This is a genomic window from Tessaracoccus sp. SD287 (assembly GCF_017355265.1).
Classification (GTDB): Bacteria; Actinomycetota; Actinomycetes; order Propionibacteriales; family Propionibacteriaceae; genus Aestuariimicrobium.
Genome location: NZ_JADIJQ010000008.1, coordinates 91016 through 110912, shown reverse-complemented (window position 1 = coordinate 110912; position 19897 = coordinate 91016). Strand labels below are relative to the sequence as shown.

The following is a 19897-nucleotide window of genomic DNA, read 5'->3' as shown; positions in this document are numbered from 1 at the left end:
GACGTAGTTTTCATACCGACTTCGGTATGAAAACTACGTCACTGATGACGCGGATCGACCACGAACGACCTTGATCAGACCACGAAGGGAACAGTGATGACGACAGCTCACGTCGAGGTGCGCCAAGGCACCTACTACGACTCCGTCAGCCTGATGCAGATCTCGCAGCAGGTGAAGATGACCGACGGCGTCGAGGACGCCCAGATCGGCATGGCCACCGAACTCAACGTCGGACTGCTGCAGCAGTCGGGCTACGACATTCCGGCCAGCGTCACCCCCAATGACGTGGTGGTGGCCCTGCGCGCGGACTCCGAGGAGGCCCTCACCCGGGGTCTCGCCGCCCTGGACGCCAACCTGGCGGCCCTGCGCGAACAGGCCCGCAATGCCGGCACCGGCGCCGACGATGTTGCCTCGCGCACCTCGGCCTCGGCCGCCCAGCGCGAGTCGAGCGCCGCCATCAGCGTCATCTCGGTGCCCGGTGCCCACGCCTTCGCCGAAGCCATGGACGCCATCGACGCGGGCCTGTCGGTGATGCTGTTCAGCGACAATGTGCCCGTCGCCGACGAGATTGCCCTCAAGGACGCCGCCGCCCGCCGGGGGGTGCTGCTGATGGGCCCCGACTGCGGCACCGCCGTGGTCAATGGCATGGCCCTGGGCTTCGCCAATGTGGTCCGCCGTGGCCCGGTCGGCATGATCGCCGCCTCGGGCACCGGCGCGCAGCAGGTCATGTGCCTGCTCGACCTGGCCGGGGTCGGGATCAGCCACTGCCTCGGTCTGGGCGGCCGTGACCTGGGGGCGGCCGTCGGTGGCCGGTCGGCCAGCCAGGCGATCGACGCGCTGGGCGCCGACCCCGACACCGACCAGATCATCCTGGTCTCCAAGCCCGCCGCCCCCGAGGTGGTGGCCCGACTGGAGCAGCAGGCCGCGGGCATCGGCAAGACGGTCACCTGGGCCACCCTCGGCAGGGGCCTTCCCGACCTCACCGCCGGTGTCGAGGCGGCGCTGCGGGAAGGCGGCCACGAGGTGCCGACCTGGCCGTCGTGGCCCGGCGTCGACGCCGCCCAGCCGGTGGCCGGCAAGCTCCGCGGCCTGTTCTGCGGTGGCACCCTGGCCGACGAGGCCATGTTCATCGCCGAGGAGGCACTCGGCGACATCCGCTCCAACCTGGTCAGCGACCCCGCCCTCGCCCTGGCACCCGATGCCCCCTCGGAGGGCCATGTCGTCCTCGACTTCGGCGACGACGAGATGACCCGCGGTCGTCCGCACCCGATGATCGACCCCAGCCTGCGCCTGGAGCGGATCCGCGCCGAGGGCCGCGACCCGAGTTGCGGGGTGCTGCTGCTCGACCTGCTGATTGGCTACGGGGCCCACCCCGACCCGGCCACCGACCATGCCGACGCCATCCGGGACGCCCGCGCGGCGGCCGCCGCCGAGGGACGCGAGCTGCCGGTGGTGGTCTCGCTGATCGGCACCGAGTCCGACCCCCAGGGACTCGCCCGCGTCGCCGAGGCGCTCAGCGCCGCCGGAGCCTCGGTCTTCACCTCCAATGCGCAGGCCGCCCGCCACGCCATCAGCCAGCTCACCGAAGGGAACCTGTCATGAGCACCCCGACCCTGCACCAGCTCCTCCATGCCCCCGCGGCCGCCGTCACCGCCGGCGCCGGCCTGTTCGCCGACGCCCTGCGCGACCAGGGCGTCTCGGTCCGCGAGGTCGACTGGCGTCCGCCCATGGACGGCGTCAACACCGCCGCGCTGGCTGCGGTGATGGCCGACCCGCGCCGCGTCGAGGCCAACGCCACCGCCATCTCCCGGATGCAGGCCGCCGGTGCCGAGGTGGTGGGGCTGCGTCCGGCCAGCGAGGTCTTCGGCCTGCAGAAGGGCCAGTTCCTGCACGCGGGCCCGCCGCTGGAATGGGAGCGGGCCTCCGGCCCGATGAAGGGCGCCCTGATCGGCGCGATGATCTTCGAGGGCCTGGCCGACACGCCGGAGGCTGCCGAGGCGGCGCTGGCCGCCGGTCGGGCCAGCTTCGAGCCCTGCCACCACCACGACGCGGTAGGTCCCATGGCTGGTGTCGTGTCGCCGTCCATGTGGATGTTCGAGCTGCGCGACCCCGTGCACGGCAACACCGCCTACTGCTCCCTCAACGAGGGCCTGGGCAAGGTGCTGCGCTACGGCGCCTACGGTCCCGAGGTGCAGGAGCGGCTGCAGTGGATGTCGCGGGTGCTCGGCCCGGCCCTGGCCAAGGCGATGGCCGTGCACGGACCCATTGACACCAAGGCGATGGTCGCCCAGATGCTGCAGATGGGCGACGAGGGCCACAACCGCAACCGGTCGGCCACGCTGATGTTCCTGCGTGACCTGCTGCCGGCGCTGGTCGCCAGCGGCACAGCCCCCGAGGACGTCGCCGAGGTGGCCCGCTTCGTGGGCGCCAACGACCACTTCGCGCTGAACCTGGTGATGCCCACCTGCAAGCTGGCGATGGCCGCCGGCAAGGGGATCCCCGGCTCGACGATCATGGTCACCATGGCCCGCAACGGCACCGACTTCGGCATCCAGACCGCCGGCACCGACGACGAGTGGTTCACCGGCCCCGCCAACAAGCCCGAGGGACTGTTCCTGGGCTCCTACGGACCCGAGGACGCCAACCCCGACATCGGCGACTCGGCCATCACCGAGACCGCCGGCATCGGCGGCTTCGCCATGGCCGCCGCCCCCGCGATCGTCAAGCTCGTCGGCGGTGACGTGCCCTTCGCGCTGACCACCAGCCGCACCATGTACGAGATCACCGCCTCCGAGCACCCGATGTGGCAGCTGCCCATCCTGGAGTTCCGCGGCGTCCCGCACGGGGTCGACGTCACCCGGGTGGCCCGCACCGGCATCCTGCCGCAGATCAACACCGGCATGGCAGGCGCGGTGGCCGGCACCGGACAGGTCGGCGCCGGGCTGGTGACCCCGCCCGCGCAGTGCTTCAGCCAGGCCATCGACGCGCTGGCCGCCCGCGCGGTGTCCGCCTAGGGTTGCTGCATGCGAAGCCACGCACTGCTGCTGGCGGCCGGGGCCGGTCGCCGGATGGGCACGCCCAAGGCGCTGGTCACCGGCGCCGACGGCGAACCCTGGGTGGTGCGTGGCATCCGGGTGCTGGTCGAGGCAGGGTGTGATCGGGTGAGCGTGGTGGTTGGCGCCGCCGCCGACCAGGTCGCGCCGCTGCTGGTCGCCGCCGGGGCCCGCCCGGTAGTGGCCCACGACTGGGCCGAGGGCATGGGGGCCTCCCTGGCCGCCGGTCTGGCTGCTGTCGAGGCCGACGACCCGGACGCCGAGGTGCTCGTCCTGATGCTGGTCGACCTGCCCGACGTGGACGCTCCCGTGGTGTCGCGGGTGCTCGCGGCGGCCGCGGCTACTGCCCCGGACGCCGCGACAGCCGCCGTTGTCCGGGCCGCGTATGGTGGCAGCCCGGGGCATCCGGTCGTCATTGGACGAGACCATTGGGGCTCGCTGGCCGCAGGCCTTCAGGGTGACCGTGGGGCTCGTGACTGGCTCGCCCGGCAGCGGGTGGCCCTGGTGGAATGCGGTGACCTGGCCGCAGGTGACGATGTCGACACCCCGACCGCGCTCAAGACGAGGTCGCTCGGAAGGAATGATGATGGACCGCGCTGAGCTTGCCCAGGCGCTGCAGACCCACGGCTACCTCGCCGACGAGCAGTTGGCCACGTCGGCCTGGCTGGCGCTGAGGATGGAACGGCCGTTGTTCTGCGAGGGCGTGCCCGGGGTCGGCAAGACCGCCCTGGCGGCGGCGATGGCCGGGGTGCTGGGTGGACCCATGTTCCGGCTGCAGTGCTACGACGGCATTGAACCCGAGCAGGCGCTCTACGAATGGGACTTCCCGCGGCAACTGCTGCATGCCCGCACCCAGGCGCTGGGGTCGGAGGACGACGTCAACACCGGCCTGTGGGACAGCAAGTACCTGCTGGAACGTCCGGTGCTGGCCGCCCTGCGGGGCTCCACGACCGAGCACCGGGCGGTGCTGTTGATCGACGAGGTCGACCGGGCCGACGACGAGTTCGATGCCCTGCTGCTCGAGGTGCTGTCGGACTGGGCGATCAGCATTCCCGAACTGGGACGGGTCAGCGCCGAGGTGCCGCCCTTCGTGGTGGTCACCTCGAACCGCACCCGCGACGTGCACGACGCCCTGAAGCGGCGCTGCCTGTACCACTACATTGACCTGCCCAGCAGGGAACGCGAACTGGCGATCGTGCGCCACCACGTGCCCGAGGCCCGCACCGGAATGCTCGAGCAGGTGATGGACGCGGTGGCCGGGCTGCGCGGCCTGGCGCTGGTCAAGCCGCCGGGGCTGGCCGAGAGCATCGACTGGGTCAAGGCGCTGACCTTGCTGGGTGTCGACGACCTGGCCGACCCGCTGGCAGAACTGACCCTGCCGGCGGTCGTCAAGCACGCCGAGGACCTCGATCGGGCGCGCGGGGCTGGCCTGGTCTCGGCCGGGGTGTCCAGGTGAGCGGTCTGGACGAGGTGCTGCTCGGTTTCGTCGCTGCGCTCCGGGAGCACGGGATGGTGCTGCCGCCCGACCGGGCGATGACGATGGTGGCGGCGGTGTCCCTGGTGGATCTGCTCGACCGCGACGCCGTCGCCTCAGCCACCCGCGCCACCCTGTGCGCCAGTCCCGAGGACATCGCGATACACGACGCGGTCTTTGGCCAGTACTTCGCCTGGTACCGCTTGCCGGTCGACCAGACCGACCCGGTCGAGGTGCCCCTGCCCGGCGATGAGGACGGGCAGGCCGGCCTCGGTGAACCGGGCCCGCCGCACGAGTCGCCGCATCTGGCCGAACGGCTGCGTCGTCGTCCGCTGCGTGGCCTGGCCGATGCCGAACGCGACGAGGCGATGCGGCTGCTGGCCCGGCTGCAGGTCGAGCGGCCGATGCGCAGGGTCAGGCGGCGGACCAAGGGCGGCCATCGCCTGGACCCGGCCGCAACGACCCGCGCCCTGGTCCGCAGCGGCGCCGAACTGCCGCAGCTTCGCTACCGGGAGCATGCGACCCGACCCCGCCGGGTGGTGGTGCTGGTCGACGTGTCGGGCTCGATGAAGGAGTGGGCCGAGGCCAACCTGCGCTTCGCCTACGCTCTGCGCCGCAGCCACCAGGCCGAGGTGTTCACCCTGGCCACCCGGCTGACCCGGGTCACCGAGCAACTGTCCCAGCGGGATGTGGCCGCCGCCATCGCTGCCGCCGGCCAGACCGTGCCCGACTGGACCGGCGGCACCCGCCTGGCCGACGGACTCACCCAACTGGTCGACGGGTGGGGACGACGCGGCCCCCTGCGAGGAGCGGTGCTGGTGCTGATGTCGGACGGGCTGGACACCGGCGAGCCTGCGGGTTTCGCCCATGCCGTGGCGCGGGTGGCGCGGCTGGTGCACAAGATCGTCTGGATCCATCCGCGGGCCGGCGCCGAAGGATGGCAGCCTGCCACCCGCGCGCTGGTCGCGGCCCTGCCGTGGGTGGATGAACTGGTGGCCGGTGACTGCGTCGATGCCCTGGCCGAGGCCGGTCGGGCCATTGCCCGACCCGCAGGACTGAGAGAGGTGCCCGCCCATGCGTGAGATCGCCGACGAACTGCAGGTGCTGCTGGCCCAGCGCGAGCCGTTCGCGACCGCGATCATTGCCCGCACCTGGCGCTCGTCACCCCGGCCGGTGGGCACCTTCATGGCGGTCACCGGCGCGGGGGCAGCCATCGGCAGCCTGTCGGGTGGCTGCATTGAGGGCGCGGTCTACGAGACCTCGCTGCAGACCATTGAGGCGGGCGGTTCGGTCAGCACCCACTACGGCGTCTCCGGTGAGGACGCGCTGCGGGTGGGGCTGACCTGCGGCGGCGAGATCGACGTCACCATCAGCCGCGTCGACCCCGGTGACCCCGGCCAGGCCGAGCCGCTGCGGGTGGTGCAGCAGGCCCTGGCCGAGCAGCGCGCCGTCGTGTTCATCCAGCGCGTCGACACCCGACCCGGCAGCGCCGGCGCGGCGGGGCTGGGCCGCTGGGTCGCCTACACGGGGGGAGATTCGCTGGTCGGCTCGCTCGGGTCGGCCCAGGCCGACGAACGCGCGCTGTCGATTGCCCGGGGCACGCTCGGCATTGATGGGCAGTACCTGGACGAGACCGCCACCGCCGAGGAACTGCTGGTCTGCTCGTGGGCGCCCTCGCCCCGGCTGATCGTCTTCGGTGCCATCGACTTTGCCCGCGCCGTGGTCCGACTGGGCAAGTTCCTCGACTACCGGGTGACCGTCTGTGACGCCCGTCCGGTCTTCGCCACCCCCGAGCGCTTCCCGGAGGCCGACGAACTGGTGGTGAAGTGGCCGCACCGCTGGCTGGCCGGCGAGGTGGAGGCCGGACGGGTCGCCCCGAACACGGTGATCCTGGTGCTGACCCACGACCCGAAGTTCGACATCCCGGCGCTGCAGGTCGCGCTGCGCTGCGGTGCGGCCTTCGTCGGCGCGCTGGGCTCACGCAAGACCACCCGCGACCGTGAGGCGGCGCTGCGCGAGGCCGGCATGACCGACGAGGAGTTGTCGCGGCTGCACGCCCCGGTCGGTCTGGACATCAGCGCGGAGACCCCGGAAGAGACCGCCGTCTCGATCATGGGCCAGGTGATCGCTGCCCGCAGCGGCGCGCCAGGTGGTTCGCTGGTCGGTGGCGACGAGTCGATCCACCGGAACCCCACGGGTGAGGTGCGACCCGAGGAGTGTGTGCCCGAGCAGGGGCCGGGCCCGTCCGGCAATGAGGCGCCCAGCGGCATCCGGGTCTGACGGACGACACGCCGACAGTGGCGAGTTCTCCACCGAACTCGGTGCAGAACTCGCCACGGTCGAGCAGGCCTCGTGGTGATGAGGCTCAGAAGAAGCCCTGCTTGTTCTCGGTGTAGCTGACCAGCAGGTTCTTGGTCTGCTGGTAGTGGTTGAGCATCATCAGGTGGTTCTCGCGCCCGATGCCCGAGGACTTGTACCCACCGAACGCGGCATGCGCCGGGTAGGCGTGGTAGTTGTTCACCCACACCCGACCCGCCTGGATGTCACGACCGGCACGGTAGGCGACGTTGCCATTGCGGCTCCAGACACCGGCGCCGAGGCCGTAGAGGGTGTCATTGGCCTGGGCAATGGCGTCGTCGTAGTCGGTGAACGTGGTGGTCGCCACGACGGGTCCGAAGATCTCCTCCTGGAAGATGCGCATCTTGTTGTGTCCACGGAAGATGGTGGGCGCGATGTAGAAGCCACCGGCCAGGTCACCCTCGACCTCGGCCCGGGTGCCACCGAGCAGCACCTCGGCACCTTCCTGCTTGCCGATGTCGAGGTAGCTGAGGATCTTCTCGAACTGGTCGTTGGAGGCCTGGGCGCCGATCTGGGTGTCGGTGTCCAGCGGGTTGCCCTGCTTGATCTTTGCCGTCCGGGCCACGACTGCCTCGTAGAACTCGTCGGCGATGGACTCCTGGATGAGTGCCCGCGAGGGGCAGGTGCAGACCTCGCCCTGGTTGAAGGCGAACAAAGTGAAGCCCTCCTGGGCCTTGTCCCAGTAGGCGTCATCAGCGCTGTTGACGTCGGCGAAGAACAGGTTCGGGCTCTTGCCGCCCAACTCCAGGGTCACCGGGATCAGGTTCTCCGACGCGTACTGCGAGATCAGTCGTCCGGTGGTGGTCTCACCGGTGAAGGCGATCTTGCGGATGCGCTTGTTCGAGGCCAGTGGCTTGCCGGCCTCCAGCCCGAAGCCGTTGACGACGTTCAGCACGCCCGGCGGAATCAGGTCGCCGATGATCTCCATCAGCACCAGGATCGATGCGGGGGTCTGCTCGGCCGGCTTCAGGACGATCGCATTGCCGGCCGCCAGGGCCGGGGCCAGCTTCCAGACGGCCATCAGGATGGGGAAGTTCCACGGGATGATCTGACCGACCACGCCCAGCGGCTCGTGGAAGTGATAGGCCACCATGTCGTCGTCGATCTGCGACAGGCTGCCCTCCTGGGCGCGGATCGCCCCGGCGAAGTAGCGGAAGTGGTCGATCGCCAGCGGAATGTCGGCATTCAGGGTCTCGCGGATGGGCTTGCCGTTGTCCCAGCTGTCGGCCACGGCAATGGTCTCGAGGTTCTGCTCTATGCGGTCAGCGATCCTGGTCAACACCAGCGCGCGTTCGGCCGGTGAGCTCTTGCCCCAGGCAGGGGCGGCCCGGTGGGCGGCGTCCAGGGCCAGTTCGATGTCCTCGGCGGTGCCGCGGGCGACCTCGGTGAACACCTGGCCGGTGACCGGCGTCGGGTTCTCGAAGTACTGGCCGCGCACCGGCGGCACCCATTCGCCGCCAATGTAGTTCTCGTAACGGGCCTTGAAGGTGACCTTCGAACCCTCTTCCCCGGGACGTGCGTAGACAGCCATTGGCTACTCCTTCGGTGCGGACGAACCGCGTTCAGACGTCGCGCGCCACACCTCGGTGGTGGCGCCGACGGCAAGGTCGGATGCTGGGCAGCCTACGAAGGGCAACGTTGCACCGACGTTGCACTGTTGTGAGCCACGTCACAGACCGGGGCGGGCGAGGGCTCAGGCCACGCGGTCCTCGGCCTCGAGGGTTTCAGCCCGGACGAGCGCAGCCGCCCGTTCGGGGGCATCACTGGGCGCCAGCCGCAGCACCGTCATCAGCGCGTCGACGTCGTCGCTCGCCTCCGGCAGCCGGGCATAGTCCCAGACCTGCTGCCAGCTGCCCTGGGCCAGGACCGTCTCACGCACCAGGGCATGGGTCTGCTCACGCAGGACTCGGATGGCGGGCGCCTCCGAGGCCGGCAGCAGGTGCCCCCGGTAGTGGGCCAGGACGCCGTCCACGTCGCCGCGGTCGAGGGCGGCCAGGACGCGGGCCAGGTCGCTGTCGAGGGCGCCGACCAGACGATACGGACGACTGGTCAGCACCAGCCCATGGGCACTGCCGGCGAACTCCTGCAGCACCTTGCGCAGTCGCACCAGCTCGGCGCGCACCGTGCCCTCGGAGCCCGCCCGATCGTGGACGTCCTCGGCCAGCTTGGCGCCGCTGAGCCCATCGGGATGGCCGTGCAGCAGGGTCAACAGCTCGGCGTGGCGTCCGGACAGTTCTAGGGACTGGCTGCCGGTGCTGAGTCGGGCCGTCCCTCGTCCGGTCAGGTGCAGACGCGGCACCTCCGTGCGATGGGGCGGGGCAGCAGTCGCTGGTCGGGGCGGTGCCGGGCGGTGACCCAGGTCGTGGGCACGCAGATGGGCGCCGAGTTCCTCCTGCACGGCGCGAGCGGTGAGTTCCAGCAGCGGGACCACCAGCGGCGAGGCCGCTTCGGCGCCGCCGGTGATGTCGATGATGCCGAGCGTCTCGCCGGTGAAGGGATGGCGCACCGGCACCGCCGAACAACTCCACGGGTGGACGACCTCGGCGAAGTGTTCGGCGCCGGCGATCTGGACAGCGGAGTTCGTCACCAGGGCCAGGGCGGGCGCCGAGGTGCCCATGACGGACTCGGACCAGTCGGCTCCCGGCACGAATCCCATGGTCTCGGCCTGGTGCCGCGCCGGTGACTCGCCCTCGACCCAGAGCAGTCGTCCCGCGGCGTCGCCCAGGGCCACCAACAGCCCGGCGTCGGTGGCCGGTTCGATCAGTCGCGAGCGCAGCAGTGGCAACACCAGCGCGAAGGCGTGCTGGTCACGGGCCTCGCGCAGGGAAGCCTCGTCATAGGCCAGGTGGGTCCGTGGGGCACTCTGCGAGGACAGGTGCGCCAGCGAACGTCGCCACGAGTCGAGCACCGAGGCACGCACCCGATGGTCACCCGCCCCGGCAGCGGCAGGCATCCACGTCGCGGCGGAGTCGCCCAGCTGGGCATGGGCGCGCAGCACGGCAGCCTGGTAGGTGACCTCGGAGGGTGACCAGGCCGTCATTCGGCGTCGTCCAGCAGCCGCGAACGGATCAGGAACCGCTTGCCCTCGGGTGCCTCCAGGCTGAAGCCGGCGCCTCGGCCTGAGACCACGTCCAAAGTCAGGTGCGTGTGGCGCCAGTACTCGAACTGCTCCTGGCTCATCCAGAAACCAATCTCCGAATCCTCGGCCGGCGAGATCCCGGCACCGGCCAGGACGTCGGCAGCGATCTCGAAGGTGCCCAGCAACGCGTCCGAACCGCCGGTGCGGAATTCACCGGCCGGGAAGCACATGGGGGCCGAGCCATCACAACAGCCGCCGGACTGGTGGAACATCACCGGGCCGTGGCTGGCCCACAGCGTCAGGATCAGGTCGAGCGCCGCCCTGGTCATCGAGACCCGTGACCGGGACTCGCCGACGACCTCTGGCCGCGCCTCAAGGACGGTGGGCACTGCGGTCTCGGTCACGTTCCGACTCCTTCGTACGGCCAGCGTGGTCCCACGAATCTAGCCGACGACCCGGGATCCGACCTGAAGTAACGGGCATTGCCGACCGGAGGCGCGAGGGCCGCCCTTGACGGGTGGGGACCTCGGAATGGGTGGGAACAAACCCTCGGGAATCAGGGTTGAGTCCAGTAAGCTCAACTTTGACTTCAACGCACAGGAGCGATGCCGTGAACACTGACAAGCTGACCACCATGAGCCGTGACGCCGTCTCGGCGGCGTTGCGCAACGCCCTGACCAACGGCAACCCTTCGGCCGAACCGAGCCACCTGCTGCACGCCCTGCTGCTGGTGCCCGACAACACCGTCGCCCCGCTGCTGGCGAGCCTCGACGTCGACCCCGCGCTGGTCGACTCGGCTGCCCAGGGGGCCATCGCCAAGCTGCCCAGCGCCCACGGGTCCTCGGTCACCCAGCCCACCCTGTCCGGGCCCTTCGCCCGGGTGCTGGCCGACGCCGAGACCCGCGCCGACAAGCTCGGCGACGACTTCGTCGCGACCGAACACCTGCTGATCGGGCTGGCCGCCGTCGCGTCCGACGCCCAGAAGATCCTGCAGCAGGTCGGACTGGACGCCGCCGCCATCGAGGCCGCCTTCAACACCAACCGGGGCGACAAGCGGGTCACCTCCGCCGAGGACGAGGGCGGGGCCAAGGCGCTGGACAAGTACTCCGTCGACCTCACCGACAAGGCCCGCGAGGGTCGCCTCGACCCGGTCATCGGACGTGACGCCGAGATCCGCCGGGTCGTCCAGGTGCTGGCGCGGCGCACCAAGAACAACCCTGTCCTGATCGGCGAGCCCGGCGTCGGCAAGACCGCCGTCGTCGAGGGACTGGCCCAGCGGGTGGTCGCCGGCGACGTGCCGGATTCGCTGAAGGGGCGCCGCGTCGTCTCCCTCGACCTGGCCTCCATGGTCGCCGGTGCCAAGTACCGCGGTGAGTTCGAGGAGCGTCTCAAGGCGGTCCTGACCGAGATCAAGGACGCCGAGGGCCAGATCATCACCTTCATCGACGAGTTGCACACCGTGGTCGGTGCCGGCGCGGCCGGCGAGGGCGCGATGGATGCCGGCAACATGCTCAAGCCGATGCTGGCCCGCGGGGAACTGCGGATGATTGGTGCCACCACCCTGGACGAGTACCGGGAACGCATCGAGAAGGACCCCGCCCTGGAGCGCCGCTTCCAGCAGGTCTACGTCGGTGAGCCCTCGGTCGAGGACACCATCGCGATCCTGCGCGGCCTGCGTGAACGCTACGAGGCCCACCACAAGGTGCGCATCACCGACGGCGCGCTGGTCGCTGCGGCCAGCCTGTCGGCCCGCTACATCACCAGCCGTCAGCTGCCCGACAAGGCCATCGACCTCATCGACGAGGCCGCGTCCCGGCTCCGGATGGAGATCGACTCCTCCCCGGAGGAAATCGACCAGCTGCGTCGCTCCACCGACCGGATGAGCATGGAGGTCTTCGCCCTGGAGAAGGAGGAGGATCCCGCCTCCCGGGCGCGACTCGAGCGGCTCAACGCCGACCTGGCCGACGCCCAGGAGCAGTTGCGCTCCCTGGAGGCCCGCTGGCAGGCCGAGAAGACCGGCCTGAACGCCGTCGGCGACCTCAAGGAGCAGATCGACAAGCTGCGCACGGAGGCCGACAAGCTCGTGCGCGAGGGTGACTTGGGTGGTGCTGCCGAGATCCAGTACGGACGCATCCCCGAACTCGAGAAGCAGCTGGAGGCGGCCGCAGAGGCCGAGGAGACCACCCCCAAGATGGTCTCCGAAGAGGTGGACTCCCATGACATTGCCGAGGTCGTCTCCGCCTGGACCGGTATTCCGGTCGGCAAGATGCTGCAGGGCGAGTCGGAGAAGCTGCTGTCGATGGAGGCGATCATTGGCGAGCGGCTGATTGGGCAGCGGGCGGCGGTCAGCACCGTTGCCGACGCGGTGCGTCGCTCCCGGGCCGGCATCTCCGACCCGAACCGGCCGACGGGCTCGTTCCTGTTCCTGGGTCCGACCGGCGTCGGCAAGACCGAGTTGGCCAAGTCGCTGGCCGACTTCCTGTTCGACGACGAGTCGGCCATGGTGCGCATCGACATGTCGGAGTACTCCGAGAAGCACTCGGTCTCGCGGCTGGTCGGGGCGCCCCCCGGCTACGTCGGCTACGAGGAGGGCGGTCAGTTGACCGAGGCGGTGCGCCGCCGTCCCTATTCAGTGGTACTGCTCGACGAGGTCGAGAAGGCTCATCCCGACCTGTTCAACATCCTGTTGCAGGTGCTCGACGACGGCCGGCTGACCGACGGCCAGGGCCGCACCGTCGACTTCCGCAACACGATCCTGATCATGACCAGCAACCTCGGCTCGCAGTTCCTGGCCGACCCGACCCTGTCGCCGGAGGCGAAGAACAACTCGGTGATGGGCGTGGTGCGCCAGGCCTTCCGACCCGAGTTCCTGAACCGGCTCGACGACATCGTCATGTTCGACCCGTTGACCCAGGACGACCTGGTCCGGATCGTTGACACGACCCTGGCCCGGTTGAACCGTCGACTGGCGGAACGGCGCATCACCATCGAGGTGAGTGAGGCAGGCAAGGCATGGCTGGCCAGTACCGGCTTCGACCCGGTCTACGGTGCCCGTCCGCTGCGCCGACTGGTGCAGACCACCATCGAGGACCAGGTCGCCCGCCAAGTGCTGGCCGGGCACGTCGGTGACGGGGCGACCGTCCGCTTCGACGTGGCCGACGACGAACTGGTGATCGCCGACGGGGTCGACGGGGAGTAATCGGCAGCCCGGCGTCCCATCGGTGGGACTCCGCGACGTGGCACGCCTGCTCGATCACGGGCAGGCGTGCCGTCGTCGTGCAGAGGCCCACTGGATACGCTGTCGGCGTGACCATGCTCGACGGCATCCTGCCCGACCCCGACGTGCCCGGCGCCTGGGTCGTCCGGGTGGGTGGCGCCGACCAGTCCTGGATCGACCCGGACGACCCGACCCGGCTCGAGTTCGACTACGTGCAGCGGATCGCCGCCCATATTGATGCCCACGCCCCCGAGGGGCAGCGGCTGCGGGTGGTCCACATTGGCGGTGCCGGGATGACCCTGGCCCGCTACGTGGCCCACACCCGTCCGCGGTCTGCCCAGATCGTCTGCGAACCCGACGAGGAACTCACCGCCGCGGTGCGCGAACGGGCCCCGCTGCCGAAGCAGTCAGGCATCAAGGTGCGACCCGTCGACGGACGCACCGGGCTGGCCGCGATGCCCGACGACTACGCCGACGTGATCATCGTGGATGCCTTCGCCGGACTGGTGGTGCCGGCCGACCTGGTCACGGTGGAGGCCTTCGCGCAGTACCGCCGGGTGTTGCACTCCGGTGGCCTGCTGGTGATGAACGTCACCGACCGGTTGCCCTTCGACTGGACCCGTCGGGTGCTGGCCGGGATGCGGATCTATTTCACTGAACGCACGCTCTCGGCCGAGCCGTCGACGCTGAAGGGACGCCGCAAGGGCAACCTGGTGCTGGCAGGATCGACCGACCCCCTGCCCGTGGACCACTTGTCACGCGAGGCGGCCCGGGCCGTGTTCACCTACCGGATGATTTCGGGGTCGCAGTTGGAGTCGACGATCGGCGGGGCGCAACCCATGCATGACGGTTCGGCCGAGGACTCCCCGAACCTGACCGGGGACACCGCCCTCTGGTTCCGCTGAGCGCCAGCGGTCATGGAATCGGGCCTGCCGGGCCGGACCGCCCAGCAACGTGCACCCAGTGGGCCTGAAGGGGCCCAGACAGGCCAGTGGGTCGCAGTGGATGCACACTGCTGGCACTGGATGCACACAGCTGGTCAGACATGGGTGAGGATGGCCCCATGGCAGCACCCCTGGACTACCTCGCCGTCAATGCCGCGAACTGGGATGCCCGTGCCGACGTGCACGTGGGCCCCGACGGCTATGACCTCGCCCGCATCGCCGACCCCCAGTGGATCTCGCAGGTGGTGCAGTTCGACCGGCCCCGGCTGGGGGAGGTCGCCGGACTCGACGCCGTGCACCTGCAATGTCACCTGGGCACCGACACCATCAGCCTGGCCCGCCTCGGCGCCTCGATGACCGGGGTCGACCTGTCCGGCAGATCCCTGCAGCATGCCCGCACCATCGCCGAGCGCGCCGGGGTCCAGGTCGACTACGTCCAGGCCGACGTGTACTCCGCCGTCGAGGCGCTGGCGGGGCGTGACTTCGACCTGGTCTACACCGGCGTGGGTGCGCTGTGCTGGCTGCCCGACATTGGTCGCTGGGCCCAGGTCGTGGCCCGCCTGCTGCGTTCCGGCGGGCGGCTGTTCGTCCGCGACGGCCACCCGGTGCTGAACACGCTGGTCGGGGTGACGGTGCGCGACCACCACCCAGACCGCGACCAGCAATCGTGGATTTCGGGCCCCGGCCAGGCCACCCCAGCCCTCGAGTTGCCCTACTGGGAGAACGAGCACGGTCTGTTGTGGTCCGAGGAGCAGACCTATGCCGGCTCCGGGACGGTCACCTCACCCGTCAGCCAGGAATGGAACCACGCGCTGAGCGAGATCGTGATGGCGGTGCTGGACGCCGGCCTGCGCCTGGAGCTGCTGGTCGAGCACGACTCGGTGCCCTGGGAGGCACAGCCGGGCCTGATGGTGGTCGACGAGGCGGGGGAGTGGCGGCTCAAGGACCGCCCCGAGCGGCTGCCGGCCAGCTTCACTCTGGTGGCACGCAAACCCTGAGCCCCTCGGGTGCTGTCAGAATGTGACCGTGTCCAACAGTCGTGGAGGGTCCAGTCGTCGTGAAGGGTCCAGCCGGACCCCTCGCCGGCGTCGCCCCACCGCCCTGGGCCTCACCGTCGGCATCATCATCGTGGCCCTGGTCGCCGGACTGCTCTCGCTCGGCTGGGCGACCATCGGCACCGATGCCCTCGCCCGTGACCGGGTGGCCACCCTGCTGGAACGGACCCGCGACCAGTGGCGCACCCAGCCTCCCGACGCAGTGCCCGAGACCGGTGAGGTCGTCGCGATCCTGCGCTCGACCCGGCTCGGCATTGAGTGGCCGGTGCTGGCCGGGGTCGACACCGACCAACTCCACCGCGGCCTGGGCTGGTACCCGCAGACGGGCGCTCCCGGCCAGCCGGGCAACTTCGCCGTCGCCGGCCTGCGGGTGACCCATGGCTCACCCTTCCGGCACCTGCTCGACCTGGTTCCCGGTGACCTGATCACCCTGCAGACCGCCACCGAGACTTTCACCTATCGGGTGGTGGCCCCGCCAGCCCGGGTCGACTCGGGACCGGCGGGGGCATGGGTGCTCGACCCGGTGCCCGGTGACAACCGCCAGCCCGAGCAGGCCCTGATGACGCTGACCACCGCCGCCGACCTCGTCGCCACCCAGCGTCGCGCCGTCGTCTTCGCCGAACTCGTCGACCAGCGCTGAGCCCAGCACCCCTCAGCCAGCGCCGACCCCTGTCCGACTCCCCTAAGCTCAGGGGCATGACTGACCGCGACGCCCTGATCGAGCATGTGTTGAACCTGGCCATCGTCCACGGCAGGGTCACCCTGGCGTCGGGTCGCGAGGCCGACTACTACGTCGACATGCGCCGGGTCACCCTGGACGGGGCCGCCGCCCCCATCGTCGGACGCGTCATGCGTGACCTGGTGGCCGACTGGGACTTCGACGCCGTGGGCGGGCTCACCCTGGGCGCCGACCCGGTCGCCACCTCGATGCTGCACGCCGCCGCTGCGGCGGGGGAGCGGCTGGACGTCTTCGTGGTTCGCAAGGCCACCAAGGCTCACGGCATGCAACGCCTGATCGAGGGCACCGAGGTCGCGGGTCGTCGGGTGCTGGTCGTCGAGGACACCTCGACCACCGGCGGCTCGCCGCTGCAGGCCGTCGCCGCGCTGCGGGATGCCGGCGCCGAGGTCGTGGGTGTGGCCGTCATCGTCGACCGGGCCTCCGGCGCCGAGGAAGCCATCCGCGAGGCCGGGCTGGAGTACCGCGCGGCCCTCGGTCTGGCGGACCTCGACCTGGACTGAGACCATGCCCGACCTGGTCATCGCCCCCGGGCCCGGCATCCCGCACGGGCTGGTGGTCCCCGCCGGGGACCTGGTCGAACGCTTCGCCCGCTCGTCGGGGCCCGGCGGTCAGGGGGTGAACACCACCGACAGCCGCGTCCAGCTCAGCTTCGACATTGCCGCCTCGACGACCTTGACCGACACCCAGCGCGGACGACTGGTCCGGGTGCTGGGGCCTCGCTTGAGCGGCACCGTGCTGATGGTGGATGCCTCCGAGCACCGTTCCCAGCACCGCAACCGCTCCGAGGCCCGCGATCGGATGGCCGCCATCGTCCGCGATGCGCTGGCCCCACCACCCCCGCCGCGGCGGGCGACCCGGCCGACCAGGGGATCGGTGCACCGCCGACTGGCGGCCAAGAAACGTCGCTCCGAGACCAAGGCGCAGCGCCAGCGTCCGACCGATTGAGCATCGACCCACTCCCGATTGCGCCCAGCCCCCGCTAGATTGGCTGTGTCCCGTGGTCAGGGCACCTGTCGTGGTCGACACGGCAGCACACGACAAGCAGGAGTGAACATGAGCGGCGTCATCGTTGCGATCATCATCATCGCGGCAGTGCTATTGCTGGGCGGACTTCTTTTTGTCGCCCCGTACAACAACTTCGTCAAGATGCGCAACGTCATCCAGGAGTCCTGGCGCCAGATCGACGTGGAACTGAATCGTCGCTACGAGCTGATCCCGAACCTGATCGAGACCGTGCGGGCCTACGCCGCCCACGAGCGCAACACCCTGGAAGAGGTCACCCGGCTGCGCAACCAGGCCGCCGCCATGAGCCAGCAGGGCGGTTCGAGCCCCAGCGATGCCCGCTCCGACGTCGAGGCCCAGCTCTCGGGGGCCGTGCGCAACCTGCTGGTCTCCGTCGAGGCCTACCCCGACCTGAAGTCGAACCAGAACTTCCTGGAACTGCAGCGTGAACTGACCGACACCGAGGACCGCATCGCCGCCGGCCGCCGCTTCTACAACGCGAACGTGCGCAACTACAACACCAAGGTCGAGCAGGTGCCCTCGAACCTGGTGGCCAACATGTTCAAGTTCGAGAAGGCGACCTACTTCGAGGTCAACGACGTCGCCGTGCGCCAGGCGCCCGACGTCAACTTCGGTGAGATCAGCTACCGGCCCGGCAACGACGCCCAGCAGAGCACCCCGGCGCTCGGCTCGACCCAGCAGTTCAACCAGCAGCACACCGTGCCCCAGCAGCAGTACCAGGCACCCCAGGACCAGCAGCAGCCCCAGTACCAGCCGCAGCAGCAGTACCAGCCGCAGCAGCAGTACCAGGCCCCGCAGGGGCAGGCGCCCCAGCAGCAGTACCAGGCTCCGCAGGGCCAGCCCTCGGCTGACTACGGCCAGCAGGCCAACTACGGCCAGCAGGCCAGCTACGGCCAGCAGCCTGGCTACGGCCAGCAGCAGCCGAACCAGCAGCAGCCGAATCAGCAGCAGGGCGGATACCAGGCCCCGTTCCAGAACCAGCAGCAGCCGCCGCAGCAGTGACAGACGACATCTCGGGGCCTCGCGAGAGCGGGGCCCCGCCGTCATTCCCGGGTGAGGAGGTGGGTGTGGGTCCGCACCCGCTGCCCTGGCCCGAGGACCCGCGCCTGGACCCCGAACTGCTCGCCGACGGCGACCGGCGCAACGTCATCGACCGCTACCGCTACTGGACCATGGACGCGATCGTCGCCGACCTGGACAAGACCCGCCACGGTGTGCACGTCGCCATCCAGAACTGGGAGCATGACTTCAACATTGGATCCATCGTGCGCACGGCCAACGCGTTCAATGCCGCCGGGGTGCACATCGTCGGACGCCGCCGCTGGAACCGTCGCGGGGCCATGGTCACCGACCGTTACCTGCACGTGCACCACCACCCCGACGAGGCGTCCCTGGCGTCGTGGATGGCAGAGCGGGGCATCCCGCTGGTGGGGGTCGACAACCTGCCCGGTTCGGTGCCGTTGGAGACCGCCGTGTTGCCCGAGTCGGTGTGCCTGGTCTTCGGTTCGGAGGGGCCGGGACTGACCGACGAGATGGTGTCCGCCTGCGCCAGCCTGGTCGCCATCACCCAGTACGGCTCGACCCGATCCTTGAATGCCGGCGCCGCTGCGGCGGTCACGCTGTACCACTGGGCGCTGCAGCATGCTGCCGCCGGTCATCCGGGGCACGCGGCCACCCGGGCGCACTAGCCTAGGAGCCATGCAGACACCCGAGGCCTTCGTCGTTGGCTACAGCCCCGTCCGAGCGGCTGGCCGCGTCGCCAAGGCGCAGTCCCTGCGCAAGCGAGCCTGGCTGAGCGTGGCGCTGTACGTGGCGATCTCGGTGGCACTGTGGTTCTGGCTGCGCGACCAGCTGAGCACCTGGCAGATCCTGGTCGGTTTCATCCCCACCGCAGCCATCGTCCTCGGCTTCCTGGTCTGGCGGTTCCTCGAGCTGCGGGCGGCTCGTCGGTCACTGGGAAGCGTCCCGGCGGGGGAGGCGCTCAGGATCGACCACCGCGGCATCCATGTGGACGCCGCCGGCGCCGCCCAGCAGTTCGACTGGGCACAGCTCCACGAGATCAGCGTGGGCGGACGACGCCTGGGCGCCGGCCCCGACCTGAGCCTGACCGGTGCCCAGCAGACGTGGAAGGTGCCCGTGTCGTTCCTGGACACCTTGCCGGGGACGATCGACTCGGCCATCCGCGCCTACTCGGGTGGGCGTCGCAGCCTCGACCTGTCCGGCATGGACTCCATCTGGGGTGAATGACCGCAGCCTGCAACTGCGGGTGCGGATCAGGCCCATCTGGTTGACTGGTCATCGTTCCCACGGCAAAAGGAGGCACACCCATGGCCGGCATCGCGCATGTCCATGACGCAAGCATCAGCCCGACCAAGGTCGAGCTGGCCCGCACCTGGCTGCCCAAGCAGGTCTGGTTCAGCGGAGACCCCGAACAGGTCGAGATGCTGGACCGGTTCCGCTTCGTCGACCCGGACGGCGAGGTGGGCGTCGAGACCTTCCTGTTGCAGGTCGGCGACGACATCTACCAGTTGCCGGTGACCTTCCGCGGCTCCCCCCTGGAGGACGCCGAGGAGGGCTTCATCGGCACCACCGAGCACACGGTGCTGGGCACCCGCTACGTCTATGACGCCATGTTCGACCCGGTCTACCTGGCCGAACTCGAACGCACCATCCGTGAGGCCGACACCGCCGCCTCGGTGGCCAAACCCGATGGCACCGTTCGTCCGCCCACCGTCAACGTGCGGGGCACCGGGGTCTCGTCCACGGCGACCGTCGAGGGCGAACTCGAGGTGGTCAGCCTGATCACCGACGAGCAGTACGCCGACGCCGCCGGCCACCTGATCGCGACCCTCGGCGAGGCCGAGAATGCGCGCGACGTGGTGCTGGCCACGTTGCGCTGAGCCTCTTCGGCCCGACGCACCGCACACGGCGACGGGCGCGCCCTGCGCGTCCAAC

General features: G+C 70.1%; 19 protein-coding genes. 16 read left to right on the top strand and 3 right to left on the bottom strand.

The features are described from left to right. Window positions 1-96 precede the first annotated feature (96 nt). The 6 genes from IPV09_RS05230 to IPV09_RS05205 are packed head-to-tail and all read left to right on the top strand — an operon-like array spanning window position 97 to window position 6807. Entirely contained in the window at window positions 97-1602 is a 1506-nt protein-coding gene (locus IPV09_RS05230) for an FdrA family protein (RefSeq protein ID WP_207474157.1), read from the top strand. Further along, complete coding sequence (locus IPV09_RS05225) at window positions 1599-3014, top strand: DUF1116 domain-containing protein (RefSeq protein WP_207474156.1); 1416 nt, start codon at window positions 1599-1601, stop codon at window positions 3012-3014. Before IPV09_RS05230 ends, IPV09_RS05225 begins: the two co-directional genes overlap by 4 nt. Window positions 3015-3023: 9 nt before the next feature. Continuing rightward, on the top strand, window positions 3024-3653 hold the full coding sequence (locus IPV09_RS05220; protein WP_207474155.1) for an NTP transferase domain-containing protein: 630 nt from the start codon (window positions 3024-3026) through the stop codon (window positions 3651-3653). After that, window positions 3640-4509 (top strand): MoxR family ATPase, encoded by an 870-nt coding sequence (locus IPV09_RS05215; RefSeq protein WP_207474154.1) that lies wholly within the window; start codon window positions 3640-3642, stop codon window positions 4507-4509. Before IPV09_RS05220 ends, IPV09_RS05215 begins: the two co-directional genes overlap by 14 nt. After that, window positions 4506-5609, top strand: coding sequence for a VWA domain-containing protein (locus IPV09_RS05210; protein ID WP_207474153.1), 1104 nt, complete (start codon window positions 4506-4508; stop codon window positions 5607-5609). Before IPV09_RS05215 ends, IPV09_RS05210 begins: the two co-directional genes overlap by 4 nt. After that, window positions 5602-6807, top strand: coding sequence for an XdhC family protein (locus IPV09_RS05205; protein WP_207474152.1), 1206 nt, complete (start codon window positions 5602-5604; stop codon window positions 6805-6807). The genes IPV09_RS05210 and IPV09_RS05205 overlap by 8 nt, the downstream gene beginning before the upstream one ends. A gap of 85 nt (window positions 6808-6892) precedes the next feature. On the opposite strand, the gene IPV09_RS05200 is transcribed toward IPV09_RS05205, so the two are convergent. The 3 genes from IPV09_RS05200 to IPV09_RS05190 all read right to left on the bottom strand — a co-directional run bounded on the left by IPV09_RS05200 (window position 6893) and on the right by IPV09_RS05190 (window position 10293). Further along, on the bottom strand, window positions 6893-8416 hold the full coding sequence (locus IPV09_RS05200) for an aldehyde dehydrogenase family protein (protein ID WP_207474151.1): 1524 nt from the start codon (window positions 8414-8416) through the stop codon (window positions 6893-6895). 162 nt (window positions 8417-8578) lie between these two features. Continuing rightward, the gene (locus IPV09_RS05195) at window positions 8579-9925 is read right to left on the bottom strand and encodes a helix-turn-helix domain-containing protein (RefSeq protein WP_207474150.1); all 1347 of its coding nucleotides are present in this window, start codon (window positions 9923-9925) and stop codon (window positions 8579-8581) included. Beyond that, entirely contained in the window at window positions 9922-10293 is a 372-nt protein-coding gene (locus IPV09_RS05190) for a DUF779 domain-containing protein (protein WP_207474173.1), read from the bottom strand. The genes IPV09_RS05195 and IPV09_RS05190 overlap by 4 nt, the downstream gene beginning before the upstream one ends. A gap of 305 nt (window positions 10294-10598) precedes the next feature. On the opposite strand from IPV09_RS05190, the gene clpB reads away from it, so the two are divergent. From clpB to IPV09_RS05140, 10 genes are all read left to right on the top strand, one after another. Continuing rightward, window positions 10599-13163, top strand: a complete 2565-nt coding sequence (gene clpB / locus IPV09_RS05185; protein WP_242681262.1) for an ATP-dependent chaperone ClpB — start codon at window positions 10599-10601, stop codon at window positions 13161-13163. A 113-nt stretch (window positions 13164-13276) separates the two neighbouring features. Continuing rightward, window positions 13277-14086, top strand: coding sequence for a spermidine synthase (locus IPV09_RS05180; RefSeq protein WP_207474172.1), 810 nt, complete (start codon window positions 13277-13279; stop codon window positions 14084-14086). A gap of 158 nt (window positions 14087-14244) precedes the next feature. Then, complete coding sequence (locus IPV09_RS05175; RefSeq protein ID WP_242681245.1) at window positions 14245-15123, top strand: bifunctional 2-polyprenyl-6-hydroxyphenol methylase/3-demethylubiquinol 3-O-methyltransferase UbiG; 879 nt, start codon at window positions 14245-14247, stop codon at window positions 15121-15123. Between the two features lie 28 nt (window positions 15124-15151). Further along, window positions 15152-15820, top strand: a complete 669-nt coding sequence (locus IPV09_RS14600) for a sortase domain-bontaining protein (protein WP_207474148.1) — start codon at window positions 15152-15154, stop codon at window positions 15818-15820. Window positions 15821-15876: 56 nt separating this feature from the next. Continuing rightward, entirely contained in the window at window positions 15877-16419 is a 543-nt protein-coding gene (gene pyrE / locus IPV09_RS05165) for an orotate phosphoribosyltransferase (RefSeq protein WP_207474147.1), read from the top strand. 4 nt (window positions 16420-16423) lie between these two features. Further along, complete coding sequence (arfB, locus tag IPV09_RS05160; RefSeq protein WP_207474145.1) at window positions 16424-16864, top strand: alternative ribosome rescue aminoacyl-tRNA hydrolase ArfB; 441 nt, start codon at window positions 16424-16426, stop codon at window positions 16862-16864. Between the two features lie 108 nt (window positions 16865-16972). Then, window positions 16973-17944: a LemA family protein gene (locus IPV09_RS05155; RefSeq protein ID WP_207474144.1), complete on the top strand. Its 972-nt coding sequence runs from the start codon at window positions 16973-16975 to the stop codon at window positions 17942-17944. A gap of 65 nt (window positions 17945-18009) precedes the next feature. After that, window positions 18010-18630: a TrmH family RNA methyltransferase gene (locus IPV09_RS05150; protein ID WP_370590227.1), complete on the top strand. Its 621-nt coding sequence runs from the start codon at window positions 18010-18012 to the stop codon at window positions 18628-18630. 10 nt (window positions 18631-18640) lie between these two features. Then, entirely contained in the window at window positions 18641-19189 is a 549-nt protein-coding gene (locus IPV09_RS05145; protein ID WP_207474143.1) for a hypothetical protein, read from the top strand. 80 nt (window positions 19190-19269) lie between these two features. Continuing rightward, on the top strand, window positions 19270-19842 hold the full coding sequence (locus tag IPV09_RS05140; protein WP_207474142.1) for a hypothetical protein: 573 nt from the start codon (window positions 19270-19272) through the stop codon (window positions 19840-19842). Window positions 19843-19897 lie beyond the last annotated feature (55 nt).